The organism is uncultured Eudoraea sp. (genome assembly GCF_947260015.1).
GTDB lineage: Bacteria > Bacteroidota > Bacteroidia > Flavobacteriales > Flavobacteriaceae > Eudoraea.
This window is the reverse complement of record NZ_CAMYOM010000009.1, coordinates 24,731-42,205: the sequence shown is the minus strand read 5'-3', so window position 1 is coordinate 42,205 and position 17,475 is coordinate 24,731. Positions and strand designations below refer to the sequence as shown.

The 17,475-nt window shown below is 36.2% G+C and carries 18 protein-coding genes; 7 read left to right on the top strand and 11 right to left on the bottom strand.

Annotated features, from left to right (window positions below; all coding sequences use genetic code 11):
• Positions 1-2: 2 nt before the first annotated feature.
• The 3 genes from Q0X66_RS06330 to Q0X66_RS06320 form a co-directional block, all read right to left on the bottom strand.
• Positions 3-485, bottom strand: coding sequence for a gliding motility lipoprotein GldH (locus Q0X66_RS06330; protein WP_297704388.1), 483 nt, complete (start codon positions 483-485; stop codon positions 3-5).
• On the bottom strand, positions 478-1,641 hold the full coding sequence (gene ricT, locus Q0X66_RS06325) for a regulatory iron-sulfur-containing complex subunit RicT (protein ID WP_297704386.1): 1,164 nt from the start codon (positions 1,639-1,641) through the stop codon (positions 478-480). Before ricT ends, Q0X66_RS06330 begins: the two co-directional genes overlap by 8 nt.
• 214 nt (positions 1,642-1,855) lie before the next feature.
• On the bottom strand, positions 1,856-2,887 hold the full coding sequence (locus tag Q0X66_RS06320) for a rhodanese-related sulfurtransferase (RefSeq protein ID WP_297704384.1): 1,032 nt from the start codon (positions 2,885-2,887) through the stop codon (positions 1,856-1,858).
• Positions 2,888-3,261: 374 nt separating this feature from the next.
• Between Q0X66_RS06320 and recA the strand changes: the two genes are divergently transcribed.
• The 4 genes from recA (at position 3,262) to Q0X66_RS06300 (ending at position 6,916) form a co-directional block, all read left to right on the top strand.
• Positions 3,262-4,269, top strand: a complete 1,008-nt coding sequence (gene recA / locus Q0X66_RS06315; protein WP_297704382.1) for a recombinase RecA — start codon at positions 3,262-3,264, stop codon at positions 4,267-4,269.
• Positions 4,270-4,359: 90 nt separating this feature from the next.
• A complete protein-coding gene (locus tag Q0X66_RS06310; protein WP_297704380.1) occupies positions 4,360-4,776 on the top strand; it encodes a hypothetical protein in 417 nt (138 codons plus the stop codon).
• Between the two features lie 35 nt (positions 4,777-4,811).
• A complete protein-coding gene (locus Q0X66_RS06305) occupies positions 4,812-5,342 on the top strand; it encodes a sigma-70 family RNA polymerase sigma factor (RefSeq protein ID WP_297704378.1) in 531 nt (176 codons plus the stop codon).
• 11 nt (positions 5,343-5,353) lie between these two features.
• A complete protein-coding gene (locus tag Q0X66_RS06300; protein ID WP_297704376.1) occupies positions 5,354-6,916 on the top strand; it encodes an outer membrane beta-barrel protein in 1,563 nt (520 codons plus the stop codon).
• 112 nt (positions 6,917-7,028) lie between these two features.
• On the opposite strand, the gene Q0X66_RS06295 is transcribed toward Q0X66_RS06300, so the two are convergent.
• Positions 7,029-7,760, bottom strand: coding sequence for a 1-acyl-sn-glycerol-3-phosphate acyltransferase (locus tag Q0X66_RS06295; protein WP_297704374.1), 732 nt, complete (start codon positions 7,758-7,760; stop codon positions 7,029-7,031).
• Positions 7,761-7,829: 69 nt separating this feature from the next.
• Between Q0X66_RS06295 and trpS the strand changes: the two genes are divergently transcribed.
• Positions 7,830-8,798 carry a tryptophan--tRNA ligase gene (trpS, locus tag Q0X66_RS06290; RefSeq protein ID WP_297704372.1) on the top strand — a complete coding sequence of 323 codons (969 nt, stop codon included), beginning with the start codon at positions 7,830-7,832 and terminating at the stop codon, positions 8,796-8,798.
• A gap of 159 nt (positions 8,799-8,957) precedes the next feature.
• On the opposite strand, the gene dprA is transcribed toward trpS, so the two are convergent.
• Entirely contained in the window at positions 8,958-10,061 is a 1,104-nt protein-coding gene (gene dprA, locus Q0X66_RS06285) for a DNA-processing protein DprA (protein ID WP_297704370.1), read from the bottom strand.
• A gap of 105 nt (positions 10,062-10,166) precedes the next feature.
• Between dprA and Q0X66_RS06280 the strand changes: the two genes are divergently transcribed.
• Positions 10,167-11,111, top strand: coding sequence for an SPOR domain-containing protein (locus Q0X66_RS06280; protein WP_297704368.1), 945 nt, complete (start codon positions 10,167-10,169; stop codon positions 11,109-11,111).
• A 52-nt stretch (positions 11,112-11,163) separates the two neighbouring features.
• The gene (locus Q0X66_RS06275; RefSeq protein ID WP_297704366.1) at positions 11,164-11,679 is read left to right on the top strand and encodes an acyl-CoA thioesterase; all 516 of its coding nucleotides are present in this window, start codon (positions 11,164-11,166) and stop codon (positions 11,677-11,679) included.
• 21 nt (positions 11,680-11,700) lie between these two features.
• Here the strand turns inward: Q0X66_RS06275 and Q0X66_RS06270 are convergent, their stop codons facing one another.
• The 6 genes from Q0X66_RS06270 to Q0X66_RS06245 are packed head-to-tail and all read right to left on the bottom strand — an operon-like array spanning position 11,701 to position 17,448.
• Positions 11,701-12,537: an aldo/keto reductase gene (locus Q0X66_RS06270; protein WP_297704365.1), complete on the bottom strand. Its 837-nt coding sequence runs from the start codon at positions 12,535-12,537 to the stop codon at positions 11,701-11,703.
• 13 nt (positions 12,538-12,550) lie between these two features.
• Positions 12,551-13,780, bottom strand: a complete 1,230-nt coding sequence (locus Q0X66_RS06265) for a peptidoglycan DD-metalloendopeptidase family protein (RefSeq protein WP_297704363.1) — start codon at positions 13,778-13,780, stop codon at positions 12,551-12,553.
• 1 nt (position 13,781) lies between these two features.
• Complete coding sequence (locus tag Q0X66_RS06260) at positions 13,782-14,567, bottom strand: DUF4292 domain-containing protein (RefSeq protein ID WP_297704361.1); 786 nt, start codon at positions 14,565-14,567, stop codon at positions 13,782-13,784.
• Between the two features lie 4 nt (positions 14,568-14,571).
• A complete protein-coding gene (locus Q0X66_RS06255; protein ID WP_297704359.1) occupies positions 14,572-15,489 on the bottom strand; it encodes a hypothetical protein in 918 nt (305 codons plus the stop codon).
• 38 nt (positions 15,490-15,527) lie between these two features.
• Positions 15,528-15,962: a dUTP diphosphatase gene (dut, locus tag Q0X66_RS06250; protein WP_297704357.1), complete on the bottom strand. Its 435-nt coding sequence runs from the start codon at positions 15,960-15,962 to the stop codon at positions 15,528-15,530.
• Between the two features lies 1 nt (position 15,963).
• On the bottom strand, positions 15,964-17,448 hold the full coding sequence (locus Q0X66_RS06245) for an oligosaccharide flippase family protein (RefSeq protein ID WP_297704356.1): 1,485 nt from the start codon (positions 17,446-17,448) through the stop codon (positions 15,964-15,966).
• Positions 17,449-17,475 lie beyond the last annotated feature (27 nt).

Below are 17,475 nucleotides of genomic sequence, written 5' to 3'. Positions count from 1 at the left end.
ACTTATTTACGCTTTTCAATTAAGAAACCAACATCAGTGATGCCTTCTAGTTCCATGATCCCATCCGCGTTACCATTTTTACGCATAGCATGGGAAATTTGTAAAGTATATACGCCCTTAACGGGGAAAATGATGTTTTCCTTATACCAAAGTTTATTTTCTTTTATACTTCCATATCCTTTCCCCAGCCATTTACCATCCGGCATAGCCATTTCATACTCCAGGGTATCCCTTTGTATATCGCCATTAGGGTATTTCAAATCTGCTATTAAAAATAAATTACTGTAAGGGAAAGATTCATCATTTCTTATAGAAATAAATATGTCATTCGCGCTAATTGTGTCGTTTTCTGTGAAGTTAAATTCCTTAGCGTCGTTTTTGGCCCATATCCCGCCAGGATTTGCCAGAAATTCCGAATGAGTCAGCCTATCATTACATGCCAAAATCAATAAAACCAAAATGGAATAGAAAATTCTTTTAGGCATTTTTGGCAGGTCTTTTTCTGTTATTCCTCCTTTTTTTATTATTGTTCCCCTTCTTTCTTCGTTTCGGGCGGTCAAACCTTGTAAGACTGTCCTGCCCCACAACATTTTCAAAAATCACTTTTTCTTCCTCAATATTTTCAACCGCAAATTCCTCAAGGCTGGCTACGGGTTTTTTTGCTTTATTCTTATCCAGTATCTCCTGAACTTGTTCTTTGGTGAGAGCATGCCAGTTAGAGGCGTCTTCTTTATAGGAGAACCAGAGCATCCCTTTAAAAATGTCCGTTTTTTGACAAAAAGCTACTCCTTTTTCAGTGAATAATTTACTTTCCTGAGAAGGGAAATCTTCCAATGCCTCTAAATATAGATCCAGTTCATAGTTTAAACAGCACTTTAGCTTACCGCATTGCCCGGCTAATTTTTGCGGATTAAGTGAAAGTTGTTGATACCTTGCTGCTGAAGTGCTTACCGAACGGAAATCCGACAACCAGGTAGAGCAGCACAATTCCCTTCCGCAAGAACCAATACCTCCTAGACGTTGTGCTTCTTGTCTATAACCAATTTGCCTCATTTCTATGCGAATGCCAAAGGCCTTGGCCATATCTTTAATCAATTGTCTAAAATCAACACGTTCTTCTGCTGTATAGTAGAAAGTAGCCTTAGATCCATCTCCCTGAAATTCAACATCAGAGATCTTCATCTGTAATTTTAGCAAAATAGCCATTTCACGGGCACGCTTTTTTATCTCTTCCTCCTTATCCCGGCACTTTTGCCATTTGTCAATATCTTTTTGAGTTGCTTTGCGATATACTTTAGGGATTTCCTCTTCAGAATCAGAAGCTTTTTTTCGCTTCATCTGCACTTTTACTAATTCTCCGGTTAAGGTAACCATCCCAATGTCATGACCAGATTTAGACTGTGTAGCCACAATATCGCCAATGGATAATGACAGGTTTTCTTTGTTCCTGAAAAACTCTTTCCTGCTATTTTTAAACCGAATTTCAACACAGTCAAATGGCTGAGAACCACTTGGAAGAGACATATTGGAAAGCCAGTCAAACACAGTCAATTTATTGCAGCTATCTGTGCCGCAAGTTCCATTATTTTTGCATCCACGCGGCTGCCCATCCTTGCCGGTTGAACAACTGTTACAACCCATATTTTATATCTTGGTTTAGCAAAACCTAAACTTGGATTTGCTAAAATAGGTTCATAAATAATTATTGAAGGTAAAGATAGTACTTTTTTACTGTGATGGAAAGTGGTAATTATTGGGCAAAAATAACCGATCTACTTATCTTATAGTGATGTAATAAGGTCTTGAGAATGAGCAAAAAAAACTTTTAAAATTAATGTAACTAATATATGGGGGGTTATTTTTTAAATTTTAAGACTTCTGATCTTCCTTTTTTAAAAATTTTATTACTAACCACTTTCCCTTTTCTAAGCCTTTTCTGCTCTTCAAAAGGTAGTTCATGGATTTCTTTACAATGGTCTGAACAACAATTGTTCATTTTATCTGCACATGCCTCACATTGAATGAAAAGTAGATGACAAGCTTCATTAGCACAGTTAACATGGGCATCACATGATTCACCGCATTGATGACATTGGGCTATAACATCTCCGGTTATACGCTCACCTCGCCTGTGATCAAATACAAAATTTTTTCCAAGAAATTTATTTTCAAGATTCTTCTTTCTAACCTGACGGGTATATTCTATAATACCTCCTTCAAGCTGAAATACATTTTTGAACCCTTTATGCTTATAGTACGCACTCGCCTTTTCACATCGGATACCTCCAGTGCAATACATTACCAGGTTCTTGTCTTCTTTGTAGTTTGATAAATCTTTTTCTATTATATCCAAGGAGTCTCTAAAGGTATCAACATCTGGTGTGATTGCATTTTTAAAATGTCCAATTTCACTTTCATAGTGATTTCGCATATCAACCAAAATTGTATTTGGGTCGTCAATCAATTCATTAAAATGTGTGGCATCAACATGTATCCCTTTGTTCGTCACATCAAAAGTGGCATCATTCAAACCATCCGCTACAATTTTCTTCCGCACCTTAATTTTGAGTTTTAAAAAGGACTTATTATAGTGTTCTATGGCTATATTCAGTCGAACATTTTCAAGAAATGAGATGCTGTCCAAATGCGACTTGAATTTTTCAAAATTATCCGCCGGCACAGACAATTGGGCGTTAATACCTTCAGGAGCTACATAGATTCTTCCCAGAACATCGAGTTCACTCCAATGAATGAATAAGTGATTTCTAAATAATTTTAGATTTTGAAGATGTGCGTATTTGTAAAAAGAAATAGTCAAACGTTCCTGACCGGCCTCTTCAATAAGAGTTTCCCTTTCTTTAGCACTTAATGTATTGTACAGTTGCATGCTATACCAATTATTAAGTTTAAGAATGTATTAAGTTGCAAAATTAAACATATTCCGCTGCAGCACAAGAGAAAAACCAATTGATTTTGAGGTTAATAATCTTATTTGGCGGGTTACACATGCTCGTTAAAAAAAAAGAGCCTTGAATTTTCAAGACTCTTTAAGGACCACTCCTTGGTAATTTTCTTTTTCATAGATCAACCTAATAGGAAGCGGTCAACATTGCCCAAAGTTCTCAGAACAATGGAATATTTTGTGTTTGAGTACGAACACTCAACAGAGAGATGAAGGAATACTAAAAAGGTTGCTTTTGACATTGTTATATGAAAAAAGAAATGGTAATTTAGCGTTCCTAATTTTATAGAAAATCACAAATGGCTAAGGATAAAGAAGCGAAACTTAAGGCGTTAAAACTAACATTAGATAAACTGGACAAAACCTATGGCAAGGGGGCAGTTATGAAAATGGGGGACTATGTTGCTGAGGATGTAGAAGTTATACCTTCTGGCTCACTTGGCTTGGATATTGCCCTCGGAGTAGGTGGATATCCTCGTGGGAGAGTTGTAGAAATATATGGCCCGGAATCTTCCGGAAAAACCACGCTCGCTCTGCATGCAATAGCCGAGGCTCAAAAAAACGGTGGTATTGCCGCGTTTATTGATGCCGAGCATGCATTTGACAGGTTTTACGCCAAAAATTTAGGTGTCGATATTGACAACCTTATCATATCACAACCAGATCATGGGGAACAGGGTCTGGAAATTGTAGATAACTTAATTCGCTCGGGTGCAATAGATATAGTAATCATAGATTCTGTAGCGGCCTTAACTCCAAAAAGTGAAATTGAAGGGGAGATGGGAGACTCTAAAATGGGTTTACATGCCAGATTAATGTCACAGGCACTTCGAAAATTAACTGGTTCTATAAGCAAAACACATTGTACTGTAGTCTTTATTAATCAGTTAAGGGAAAAAATAGGTGTTATGTTTGGAAATCCTGAAACCACTACGGGAGGTAATGCCCTAAAATTTTATGCTTCCGTAAGGTTAGATATTCGCAGATCTACACAGATAAAAGATACAGAAGGTGCTGTCCTGGGTAATAAAACAAGGGTGAAAGTCGTCAAAAATAAAGTGGCTTCGCCTTTTAAAACGGCAGAGTTTGATATAATGTACGGTGAAGGAATATCCAAGGTTGGTGAAATTCTGGATCTTGGAGTGCAATACGAAATTATTAAAAAAAGCGGATCCTGGTTCAGTTACGGAGACACGAAGCTTGGGCAGGGAAGAGATGCAGTAAAATCGCTTTTGCAAGATAATCCTGAACTCCTTGAGGAATTAGAAGGAAAAATAAAAGAAGCTATTAATACTGTAAAGGCCTAATTTAAAATAGCTCATTTTCTTTATTATTAGGTTTTTAAGCAACCATTAGCTGTTCTTTTCATCTTGTACTATAGATTTAAATAGATGATTATGAAAAGAGTAATTTCCCTGATTTTCGTATTATTCGCATTTGTTTTGTCTTCTTGTAGTTTGAGCGATGATCAACCTAATTTTTACTTTGTTCCACTTCAAGTTTTAAGTGCGGAATTACCCGAATCATTTAGTTTGCATGAGACTTATCAAATTAATGTAACTTATGTGTTGCCTAATCGATGTGTCTCTTTTGAAGGTTTTGACGTAAGTCCCATTGCAGAAACAACAAGAGATGTAGTTCCTATAGGATCGCAGTTTGATGATCCCGGATGTGTAGATGGAATGGCCGAAGTAGAAGGTTCATTTAACTTTATCTGTCTTTATTCAGACACTTACCTTTTTAGGTTTTGGACAGGAGAAGATGAAAACGGAGAGCAGGAATACTTGGAAATTGAAGTTCCTGTAAACCAATAATCTACTATTTTAGGTCTGTTAATCTAACCAATATTTTGAGCCTGAAAAAACTCATACATAATTGTAAAAGAGGAGATAGAATAGCGCAGGAACAATTGTATAGAAATTATGCACAAATATTGTTTGGTATCTGCCTAAAATATTCGCGCAATAAAACGGAGGCCGAAGATAACCTACACGATAGTTTTATGACCATATACGATAAGATTGGTCAGTATAAGTTTAAAGGTTCTTTTGAAGGTTGGATTAAGCGGATTACTGTTAATACAGTCCTTCAGAAATATAGAAAGGAGGAATACCTGAAAGTAGTAACAGATAATGTTGCTGAAGAATCCGAGATTGATTCAGAATATTTGGACATTGAACTCGCCACCCTACTGCGTTATATACAGGAACTTCCTAATAAATATAGACTCACATTTAATCTGTATGTCCTCGATGGGTTTACACACAAAGAGATAAGTGAACAATTAGGAACATCAGAAGGGACTTCAAAATCTAATCTGGCCAGGGCCAGGATGATTTTAAAAGAAAAAATAAAGAAAGAAAACATAAATATTGCTTAATTACCTAAGCCATGAAAAAAGATAATATTGATAAATTGTACCAGGAGAAGTTGAAAAACTTCAACGAGGTTCCGGACGAAAAAGTTTGGAAGGCAATTTCAAACTCCCTGGATAAAAAGAAAAAGTCGCGCCCAATAATTCCTATTTGGTGGAAATTAGGGGGAGTAGCGGCAATTTTAGCCATATTGTTTTACGTTTTTATTCCCTTTGAAAGCGTTCAAAATACGGATCAAATAATTACGGATGTTGAAAATGCTCCTTCTATGGATAATTCAAGGGCAAGTGATGTTGAAAATATTGTATCCGAAGACAATAATGAAGAGGATAATAATGGGGTAAACTCTTCTGAGGTAAAAAAAGATTCAGGAAATCCAAATCCTGCTATTGGCAATGATAGGTCGGCAAATGGTGGACAGGATATTGAGACCTCCATTGCTACGTCATCCGGGAAAACCGATACAAAGACAGAACGAAATACTGATAATTCTAAAACTACAGACCCTGAAACAGTAATTACGTCTGTTCGTTCAGAAAAAACCCCTAATAAGATTACGGAAGATGAAGTAACCCAAAAAGTTAAGGAACAGCGTAAGCCTCAAAATAAAAATACTGAAATAGCCGCCAATATCAATTCCCCGGTAGAAGACCCTGTGGTTACAGTTCAGGAGAATAATATTTCTAATAATCTCCAAAAGGACAAGCCTCCAAAAGAAACCTCTATCGCCTATGAAGCAAGCAATGCGATTGAGGAAAAAGAGGAGGAAGATCAAAAATCTGATATGGGTAAAAAGTCTATTTTCGACGAAATTGAGAAATCCCAGGAAACTGAAGTAGCCCAAAGTGATAATAATAAATGGTCTGTTGGTCCTAGTATTGCACCGGTTTATTTTAGTTCATTCGGAAATGGTTCACCAATACATTCAAATTTTGTGTCGAATTCCAAAAGCGGTAACGTTAATTTGAGTTACGGATTGATGGTCTCGTATGATATTAGTAAAAAGTTGAGTATCCGCTCAGGGCTCTACAAGGTAGATTATGGTTATGATACAAATGAAATATCTTTTTCGGCTTCACTAACCGCATCCACTAATGATCAAATTAATAATATAAATTATGTGCCCACTTCAAAAAATTTAGTTGTCAGAAATATTGAAGACAGTAAACTATCAGAACAGGCAAGTAGTTTGGAATTTGCAGCACAAAGCCCTGCCCGGAACGGCAGAATGATTCAGGATTTTGGTTATTTGGAATTACCCTTAGAGATAAATTATGCCTTGCTTGACCGTAAATTTGGAATAAATGTAATAGGTGGATTAAGCTCACTTTTTCTTGTGGATAATTCAGTCGTTCTAGAGGCAAATGGAAATGCGGTTGAGATGGGTGAGGCCAATAATATTAATGATGTAAATTTAAGTACAAATATTGGTTTTGGTTTGAATTATAAGTTTTCACCCACCTTGCAATTAAACCTGGAACCTATGTTCAAATATCAATTAAACACATTTACCCAAACATCTGGTAATTTTCAACCTTTCTCTATAGGGATCTATACAGGTCTGAATTTTAAATTTTAGTGCCTGGGTTAAAATGCCAAATTTCCTACAATAGCAGACATATTTAGAATATAGATTTATAAACCGTTTGGTATATTATATTATTTATAATCAATATTCCCTATCAACAGGACTATCCAAGCTCTTTTAGAATAACGTTTCTTACTTGTTCCCGTAATTCCGATTTTTGATTTTCCATTAATTCTTTTGTCTTGAAAAAAGAATGAACCCTCACTCTTGCAATTCCCGGACCTCCGCTGTAAAAAGTGAATGGAAAGCGGATTTTATTGTCATAAAAAGTAATTGGAACTACGGGAATATTATGGGCTATTGCCATTTTAAAGGCACCATCCTTAAATTCATCAAGAATTATATGCTCCTCAGGTACTCCACCTTCCGGAAAAATACAAATACTGAGGCCTTGATTTAATCTTTTCTGTGCTCTTCTATATACAGCTGCCCTGCTTCGGCTGTCTTCTCTATCAACAAGTATACAAACACGCTTATAAAAAAATCCAAAAAGAGGAATATTAACCAACTCTTTCTTACCTATAAAGACAAAGGGGTTCTTACTTGTTTTTAACATCATCATAATGTCCAGCATGCTGGTATGATTAGCAACCAACATATAGCTTTTACCTTTTTCCAGCCTTTGCTCGTAAGATATTCTTGGAAAACAAAACATCCCGTAAATAATGGTATTGGCCCATAAATTGCGTGCCAGCCAAAAAAATTGCGGATAAGTCCTTTCTGAAAGGGTTGTTAAGAGAAGTAGAGGAAAAAAAACAAAAATTGGAAGACTGACGAGGACATAAAACCAAATACGATAGAGAATGTGCCCTAATTTTTCCAGAGGTAAGCGCATAAATCAAAAATAACAATTTTAGCAGGGTAATCGTATTTCTTTTACTTTTGCTTCTGAAATTTAAAATTAATGGCACGAATATTAACTGGTATACAAAGTACAGGAACACCACATCTAGGAAATATCCTTGGAGCGATTATACCTGCAATCAATATGGCAAAAGATCATGAAAATGACTCTTTCCTGTTTATTGCCGATATGCATTCCCTTACTCAAATAAAAAATGGCGATGAGCTGAGACATAACACCTATGCAACTGCGGCTACCTGGTTAGCATTCGGGCTTGATGTAGAAAGTACGGTGTTTTACAGACAGAGCGATGTCCCGCAGGTAACACAGCTGGCATGGTATTTAAGCTGTTTTTATCCCTATCAGCGTCTTACATTAGCCCATTCATTCAAAGACAAAGCAGACAGGCTTGAAGATATTAATGCCGGTTTATTTATCTATCCTATGTTAATGGCTGCTGATATTTTGTTATATGATGCCAATATTGTCCCTGTTGGTAAAGATCAGTTACAACATATAGAAATGACGCGAGATGTTGCATCTCGTTTCCAGTCGCAAATGGGTGAGACCTTTGTAATGCCGGAGGCGCAGGTCCAAAAAGATACTATGTATATTCCAGGGATAGATGGAGCGAAAATGAGCAAAAGTAAGGGCAATCTCATAGATATTTTTCAACCAGATAAAAAATTGCGTAAACAAGTGATGAGTATTGTTACGGACAGCAAATCTCTTGAAGAACCTAAAGATCCTGAAACCGATACCACTTTTTCATTATACAGCATTTTAGCTTCTGATGCTCAAATTGCCAAAATGCGATCAAATTACTTAAATGGAAATTATGGCTATGGGCATGCCAAACAAGCTTTGTACGAATTAATTATTGAAAAGTTTAAATCTCCCCGGGAAAAATTCAATTATTATATGAATCACCTCAATGAGATAGATGATGCACTATCAATAGGTGCTGAAAAAGCTAAAAAAGTGGCCGATACAGTTCTCGAAAGGGTTAGGAAGAAAGTAGGATACTAGATTTTTGTTAACCAACTACTCGGTTTGTAATTAAACTTTTTATTAAAAGATCAAAAGTTAATCTACAGTTTTATTAGTGTTTTTTATCGATGAACACCCTAAATAGACGGTTTCAGCATCTTATATTTAAATCAAACAAACCACCTGGTCTGATTTAAACTATATAGCTTCATACTGTTTCCCTGGTAAAGGTCGTATCATTCCTTTCATTTCCATGTTCAAAAGACTGGATACTGTCTTAAATACAGGCAATTGACATTCCAAAGCAATTTGATCTAACAATTGACGCCCATCTTTCTGCAAGAAAGAGTAGATTGTCTTTTCATCGTCATTCAAATCTACGAAAAGTTGTTTTTGCACAGCGGCAGATTTACGTTCTTCCAACTGCCAATCCATTAAATAAATCAGATCTGCCGCAGAAGTTAGCATATGTGCCTTCTGGCCCTTAATAAGATTATTACATCCTAAACTATATTTATCTTTTACACGTCCAGGTACAGCAAATACATCCCTATTATAGCTATTTGCCAAATCTGCAGTTACTAAACTACCTCCCTTTTCTGCAGATTCCATAACAATTGTAGCCTCGCTAATCCCTGCAATAATTCTATTCCTTTTTAGAAAATTTTCCCGATCGGGCTTACTTGAACTCCAAAATTCAGTCAAAAAACCTCCGTTTTTATTAATTTCTTCAACATATTTAAGGTGTGCCTTTGGATATATCTGATTTAATCCATGTGCAACGCAGGCAATGGTCTGAAGTCCATTGTTTAAAGCCGCGCGCTGTGCGCAAATATCAATTCCATATGCAAAGCCACTTATTATAACAGGGTCTAAAGGTGCTATATCCTCAATAAATTTTTCACAGAAAGCCCTGCCATAACTAGTGCTATTGCGAGTGCCCACTATACTGATTATTTTTTTATTCTCAAGCCTAATGTTGCCCTTTTTAAAGAGTAAAATAGGGCCATCTATGCAGTGTTTTAGATAAGAAGGATAATTAGCATCCATAAAGTATGAATAGGATATCCCATTTTTAAGAATAAATTCATATTCAACCTCTGCCTTATGGAGATGTTCTCTGTTGTGCAATCCGCCTAAGGCCACAGATCCAATTCCCGGAATTTTTTCAAGATGTTGCCTTTTATCTGTAAAAACTGCAATTGGACTACCACAATGAGATATCAGCTTTTTAGCTGTTATATCGCCAATGTGAGGGAGATTTTGCAATCTTAGAACTGCAATTAGCTCATCCTTAGTCATTTATAAATTGTTTTAAGTTATTCACAAATTACACAAAATATTATGTTAATAAAAAGTTCTCTTCTCTAGTTTGAAGCCCTCTAATTTTTCTTCATCTTTGTGTTTATGGGAATTGAGCACTATATTCAAGAACTTTTATACCGCTACAACTGCATTGTAGTTCCTGATTTTGGTGCTTTTCTAACGCAAACCAAATCTGCAGTACTTCTCAAATCAACCAATACCTTTTACCCTCCTTCAAAACGAATATCATTTAATGAACAATTGTCCTCAAATGATGGTTTATTGGTTTCTTACATGGCCAATGCGGAAAACAAGTCATATGAGGAGATGTTAAAGCAAACCCTGGATGTTACCAAAGCATGGAGAAAAGAATTACATTCAGGAGAAAGGCTAAAAATATCATCTGTAGGTGAATTATGGTTAAACAGGGAAGGTAAATTACAATTTCAACCCTCAAATGAGGTAAATTATCTTACATCTTCTTATGGTCTTTCATCCTTTGTGTCTCCAGGTGTCACCCGCGAAATTCTTAAGGAGCAGGTGGTTGAGTTAGAAGAAAAGATACCCTTTATTATTACCCCCGAACAACGGGAAAGAAAATCGTTCAGACCCTATTTGAAGTATGCTGCTATACTATTATTAGCCCTATCAACAGGTATGACGGCCTACCGATTTTATGGCGAAACACTTAACAAAAAGCAACTCGTTCTGGAGGAAGCCCAAGCACTCGTGTCTAAAAATATTCAGGAAGCAACATTCTTTAACTCAAAGCCACTTGAATTACCTGAGCTTAAGCTCCATGTAACAAAGAAAAGTAAGGGTAATCACCACATAATTGCAGGAGCGTTTAGAATTCGGGAAAATGCTGATAAGAAAGTTATACGATTGCGTCAAAAAGGCTATGACGCAACTTATCTTGGTGTTAATAGTTATGGTTTACATCAGGTTACTTACGGCAGTTACGAAAACCCGGAAGAAGCTTTAATTTTTCTAAAGAAAGTAAAGCGTACAGAATCACAAGACGCCTGGATGTTGTCTACAAAATAGTTTCTTTCTTTTTCTTCAATGCAATTGCTGCGTATCTTTGAAAAAAAATCATATGCAGCCAAAAACACCCAGTGATTCAAGAACAATAATGACGGATATGGTTTTACCCAGCGAAACTAATCCTTTGAATAATCTTTTTGGTGGTGAACTATTGGCGCGCATGGACAGGGCCGCAAGTATAGCTGCAAGAAGACACAGCCGCCGCATTACAGTTACGGCATCTGTTAATCACGTTGCTTTTAACCGTTCTGTTCCATTGGGCAGTGTGGTTACGGTTGAGGCCAAAATATCCCGAACCTTTAGAACTTCAATGGAAGTTTATATTGATGTCTGGATGGAGGATAGATTTAGCGGGGAAAGCACCAAAGCCAATGAAGCCATTTATACTTTTGTTGCAGTGGACGAAACTGGAAAACCAACAGAAGTGCCGCCTATAATCCCCGAAACAGCACTTGAATCTGAACGTTTTGAGGGTGCACTGAGAAGAAAACAACTTAGTTTGGTCCTGGCGGGTAAAATGAAGCCAAATGATGCCACAGAACTTCGAGCATTATTCATGAAAGAATAAATTTCTTTTGATATTTTTTATTTAGAAATCGAAATTGTCAGGATCCGGACCATAGCGCTGCGCTCTATCCAGACTATCCAAATTAGCCATATCTTCCCGGGTTAACTCAAAATCGAAAATATCAGCATTTGCTAAAATTCTTTCCCGCTTAGATGATTTAGGAATAGTAATAACTCCTTTTTGCAAATCCCAGCGCAAGACTATTTGAGCAATGGTCTTATCGTACTTATTTGCAAGTTCTTTAAAGGTGTCTATACCAAAAATCTTGCCTTGCATCATTGGAGACCAGGCTTCATATTGAATATTTTTATCTGAACAAAAGTCCAAAAGGTTTTGTTGCACTAAATATGGGTGAAATTCCATCTGATTTACCATAGGAACTATCTTTGCTGTGTCCAATAAATCCTCCAGGTGATGTAGCATAAAGTTACTTACTCCAATTGCTCTAACTCGTTTCTGCTTATAAAGATATTCCATAGCTTTCCAGGTGTCCTTATATTTTCCCACAACCGGCCAATGCACCAAATAAAGATCTAAATAATCCAATTCCAGTCTGTTAAGGCTTTTGTCAAAAGCTTTTAATGTATTATCATAGCCCTGGTCTGAATTCCAAACTTTACTTACAACAAAAATATCTTTCCTTGGTACAATACTCTCTTTTATTCCGGTGCCTACCCCTTCTTCATTATTATATATAGATGCAGTATCTATATGACGATATCCGGCCTCTAATGCCCATTTTACTGCGTTTATTACCTCTTCCCCGTCTTCAGAAAGATAAACCCCCAAACCGAAATACGGCATTTTTACTCCATTGTGTAATGTAAAAGTCCCCTTAATATCAGTTATTGATCCCATATTCCATTTATTATTAAAGTCGGTAAATCCACTCCTCAGGATTCAATCTTGTAGCATCCTTGTAGAGGTAAAATTTTAGTTGTGTCAGACCACTATACCGATTAGTATATATTTTTCCTAACTCTTCTTTTAAGCTTACTTTGTCGCCCTTTTTTACATACAAAACAGAAAGATTGTAATAAGTGCTTATAAAGTTCCCATGTTTGATCTGAACACCTTTATTTCCACCCGGTACGGCCAAAATTGCAATCACTTCCCCTTCAAAAACAGCACGGGCAGCAGCGCCTTCATCCGTTGCAATAATTACGCCATTACTCTGATGTTTAATCCCAGGATATACGGCATCTTTGTATATACCAAAACCTTGTTGTTTAATCCCCTTTTCAACCGGCCAGATAAGTTTTCCTTTGTTTGCAGAAAAGTTATTTGCGACCAGGGTCGCTTCCGGTGTTAAAACAAACTTATTTGATGTTCCCCTTTTCCCCGCCTTCTTATTCGAGGCCGCTATGGCGTTTCGGATTAATCGTTCTATTTGTTGATCAATTTTACGTGCTTCCTGTTTTTTCTTCTTAATGGCTGAGGAATAATTACTCTCATTTTGTCGAATTGACTTTAATAGATCCTTTTGAGCCTTTATTTCAGTAAGTAATTCTCCTTTTGCTTTTAAATTCTGGGCCAACAAAACCTCCTTTTCCTTTCGTTGGTTAGTTAAATCATTATTTAATTGAGTAAGTTCTTCTGTTTTCTTTACAATATCCTCCCCCTGCTCTTTTCTAAACTGAGTATATTGTTTCATATATTGTAATCTTTTAAAGGCTTGAAAAAAATTCTCCGAAGACAAGAGAAACATTAGTCTGCTTTGTTGGGATCTATTCCGATATGATTTTTGGATCATTGTAGCATACTCTTCCTTCAAGGCGTCCAAATCTTCCCTAAGTTTGGAAATATTTCGAATATTCGAATTTATTTGCCTGTTGAGAAGGTTAGCTTGCTGATTAGTAACACGGATCAATTGCTGCCTAACGTTAATCTTCTGATCCAGCACCTCCATTTGATCAAGAACAGTCCCTTTTTGTTTTTTTTCTGCAAATAACAGTCTGTTTATATCCTCAATTTCCTTTTGCAGCTGTTCTCGCCTGGTTTCCAAAACCTTTTGTTCATTAGTTTGCCCACATGCATTTGAACCCAGTAGCACTAAAATAATAAATAGTATATATGCAGAATATTGCTTTGCAATTCTCATTTTACTTCAAAACTATTTCTTCAAATCCTTTTGGTATTTTATAGGGAAAATTCAATGATCTGTTAAACTCTATGTTCCTAAATTGTATGGCAATATTGGTGGTTTGATCAATATCAATTGCTATAATCAGAATTTTCTCAGGTAAGATTTGCTTATTCTTTTCCTGATACGACTTGTAATAAATCTCTAATAGTCTCTTATTCCAGGGTTGGGATAACTGCTGTGTAGCGATTTTAAAATTCTTTGGCTCAATTAAGAATAGTGTTTTGAACAGGTCTCCAATATTTTTAGGCTTAAGTTCGTAGTATTCTTCAGTAGCCAGGGAAATATATTTCTCTCTCCGCAAATCAAATAATGCCTCCCCCAGTAATAAATTCTGTACTTGGTTAAAATCTAATTCAGTTCCCAATAACTTGCTCAAATAAGTGAAGTCACCATCAAAATACTCATTTTGAAGTTTATTATAGAACGTTACCCTATTAGGAGTGATAAGCGCCTTTACAACACCGAGAGGGGCACTCATCCAAATTGCATTATCCTTTTCAATTCTAAAGCTAACATTAAAACTTTGAACGGCCCCACCATCATTATACTCCACTTTCATCCTTCCGCTTATAGTCTTGAATTCTAATTGGTTTTTATAATGATTTTTGATTATTGCCTTGGTGGTAAGCCTTTCATCCACTTTGCCTGCTGAAACTACCTTACTTGATTTGCAAGAGAAAGAAAGCATTGTCAAAACGGTAATTATGATCCATCTATTCCAATTATGGGTATTACTTTTCATTCGATCAGGAGCCAGATTTGATTTTACTAAGATACATATTTGCCTTTGATGAGTTTCCCAAAAATGTATACGCCTTGGCTAATTCTCTGTATATATTATTACCAAGTTCAATATCTTCGATTAGAAAATCCAAAGCAGTTTCCAATTCACCTGTTGCTTCTTTCTGTTTTCCACTTCTATTTAGACCCATCCCCTTTGCGAAATAAAAATAAGGTTGAGACGGAAATTCCTCCAATGCTTCATCTGCTTTGATAACTAAGGAAGAATAATTCTTAATACGTATTAATTCTGCTATTTCCTCCTTATACTTCAAAAGAGGGTTCAGATCCGTATTTTGGGCAGGAGGCGCTTCCTTTATTTCATCAACATTCTTGGGCAGATCCAAAGAATCTTTAATCCTAAGTGAAAGTAATTCTTTAAAAGAAGAGTCTTTCATGTCTTTCAAGATATTTAAAGACTTCTGATAATTCTTTTTTTGGAAATAAATCAATGCCAGATTTTCTATAAGCTTACTATTATCATAAGAAATTTGCTCTTTAATCATCTCCATCGAGTTACCCTGTTTTTGCAAAATCTCCACTACCACATTTAAATACCAATAGTTCTCTGGTTCTGAATTTAATGCTTCTATCCCGTATTGCTGAGCTACTACATATTGCTTATTTGCTAAATAAGATTTGGCCAGTTCAAAGTCAACAACATTGAATGTGCTATCCAACCTTTTACATTTGAGAAAAAGGTTAATAGCCTTATCATAATTCTCAATCCCTTTTTGTTTTAATGCTTCAAAGAATGTCTCTTGAAATTCGTCTGTATAATCTTCCAAAAATACTTCAGCGCTTTCTTCTTCCTGGGCATAGATTAGCTGAGAGAAAATAAATATCCCCAAAATATAAATACTCCATTTAAGCCTAAATTTCATATAATCAGACTACTTAAATCCAAAACCATAAAGGATTTTTATTTTATTCCTGTACTTCCAAAACCACCTTCTCCCCTGGAAGTTTCAGTTAAATTTTCTGTTTCAACCCATTCAGCTCGTTCATGTGCTGAGATCACTAATTGCGCTATGCGTTCCCCACTGATAATAGTAAATTCTTCTTTGGATAAATTCACAAGAATCACGCCAATTTCTCCTCTGTAATCTGCATCTACTGTTCCTGGTGCATTAAGCACCGTTATTCCTTTCTTAGCCGCCAAACCACTTCGCGGTCTTACCTGTGCTTCATATCCGACAGGAATTTCCAAAAATAACCCGGTTTTAACTACAGCCCTTTCTAGTGGTTGTAACGTAATTGATTCAGATATATTGGCCCGGAGATCCATACCGGCCGAAGCTGGTGTTTCATATTCTGGGATAGAGTGATCCGACTTATTGATAATTTTTACTTTCATATTATCCGTTATTATTTTTATCTTTTATAACACCTAAAAATATTCTTTTAAGCGTTACATTTTCCATTTTGTAGAGCAGGATTAAAAATACTAAAAGCAAGGCACTCCCTATTATCAAATTTCTGTTAAACACATAAAAAGAAAGCGTTGCAAAAAGGATGGATAACCCTAAGTAAAAAGATATTTTTCTAAAATTGTACGGAATGGGATAGTGCTTTCTACCAAAGAAATAAGAGATTAGCATCATACTCCCGTAGGCCGCCAGGGTAGCAAATGCAGAAGCATAATATCCCCAGACCGGGATAAATAAATAATTAATGACAATTGTAATTAATGCCCCTACAATGGAAATATAAGCACCATATTGCGTTCTGTCTGTAACTTTATACCAAACTGAAAGATTGTGGTAAATCCCGAGACAAAAGCTCGCTAGTACAATCACCGGTACTATTGGCATTGCCTCCCAATATGCCTGGTTCTGAATAAAAATGATTTTTAAAACATCTGCATATACCACAACCGTTAATAATATTACACTTCCCAGGACAACAAAATAATTTGTAATCTGGGCATAGGCACGCTGAGGATGTACGGAAGAGGAATGACTAAAGAAAAAAGGTTCTATCCCAAGACGAAAGGCCGTGGCAAAAAGAGTCATAAAAAGTGCTAGTTTATAACAAGCAGAATATTTGCCCATTTCGCTTTTGGCAATATCTTGTGGTAATAAATCAACAAGTAAAATTCTATCAAAAACTTCATTTATTGTAAAAGCTATTCCCGCAATCATTACCGGCATGCCATATTTGATCATCTTAAGCCATAAGGTCTTGTCAAAAGAATAAGTTCTTTTGACATATAGGCCGCCTATCATTAATAAGGTAATTCCGCTAGCTATTAAATTGGAAATTAAAATATATGATATTTCAAAATCAGGTATATATATGGCATTCAATAAGCTTTCCGGATTCGCATTAGCGAGACCTGGAAGCAAAAGGAGGAAAAAGATATTCAAACCCAAATTCACAGCCACATTCACCGTTTTCACCATCGCATAACGCATGGGTCTTTCATTTGCCCGAAGCCATGCAAAAGGGATGATCGCCAGCGCATCCAGGGCCAGAATAAATACGACATACTTAATATATAGCTGTTCTATATTTAACAACTCAGCCATTTGGTTTTGAAGCAACAAGGCCAGAATCGTAAATAATAAGGTGCTAACTCCCAAAGAAATCAATGAAGTGGTAACCACTTTATTTTTATCATCTTCGCCATTGAAGAATCTAAAAAAGGCAGTTTCCATTCCATACGCCAGGATCACATTAAAGATTGCAAACCATGAAAAAATTAATGTCACCTCGCCATATGATCCCGGTGGCATAACTGCAGTGTATATAGGGACCAAAATAAAGGACAGCATGCGAGGTAACACAGTAGCCAAACCATAAATGAATGTTTGCTTAAAAAGTTTTTTAAATAAACTCAATGGCTTTTAGATTTGGGCTCAAAATTA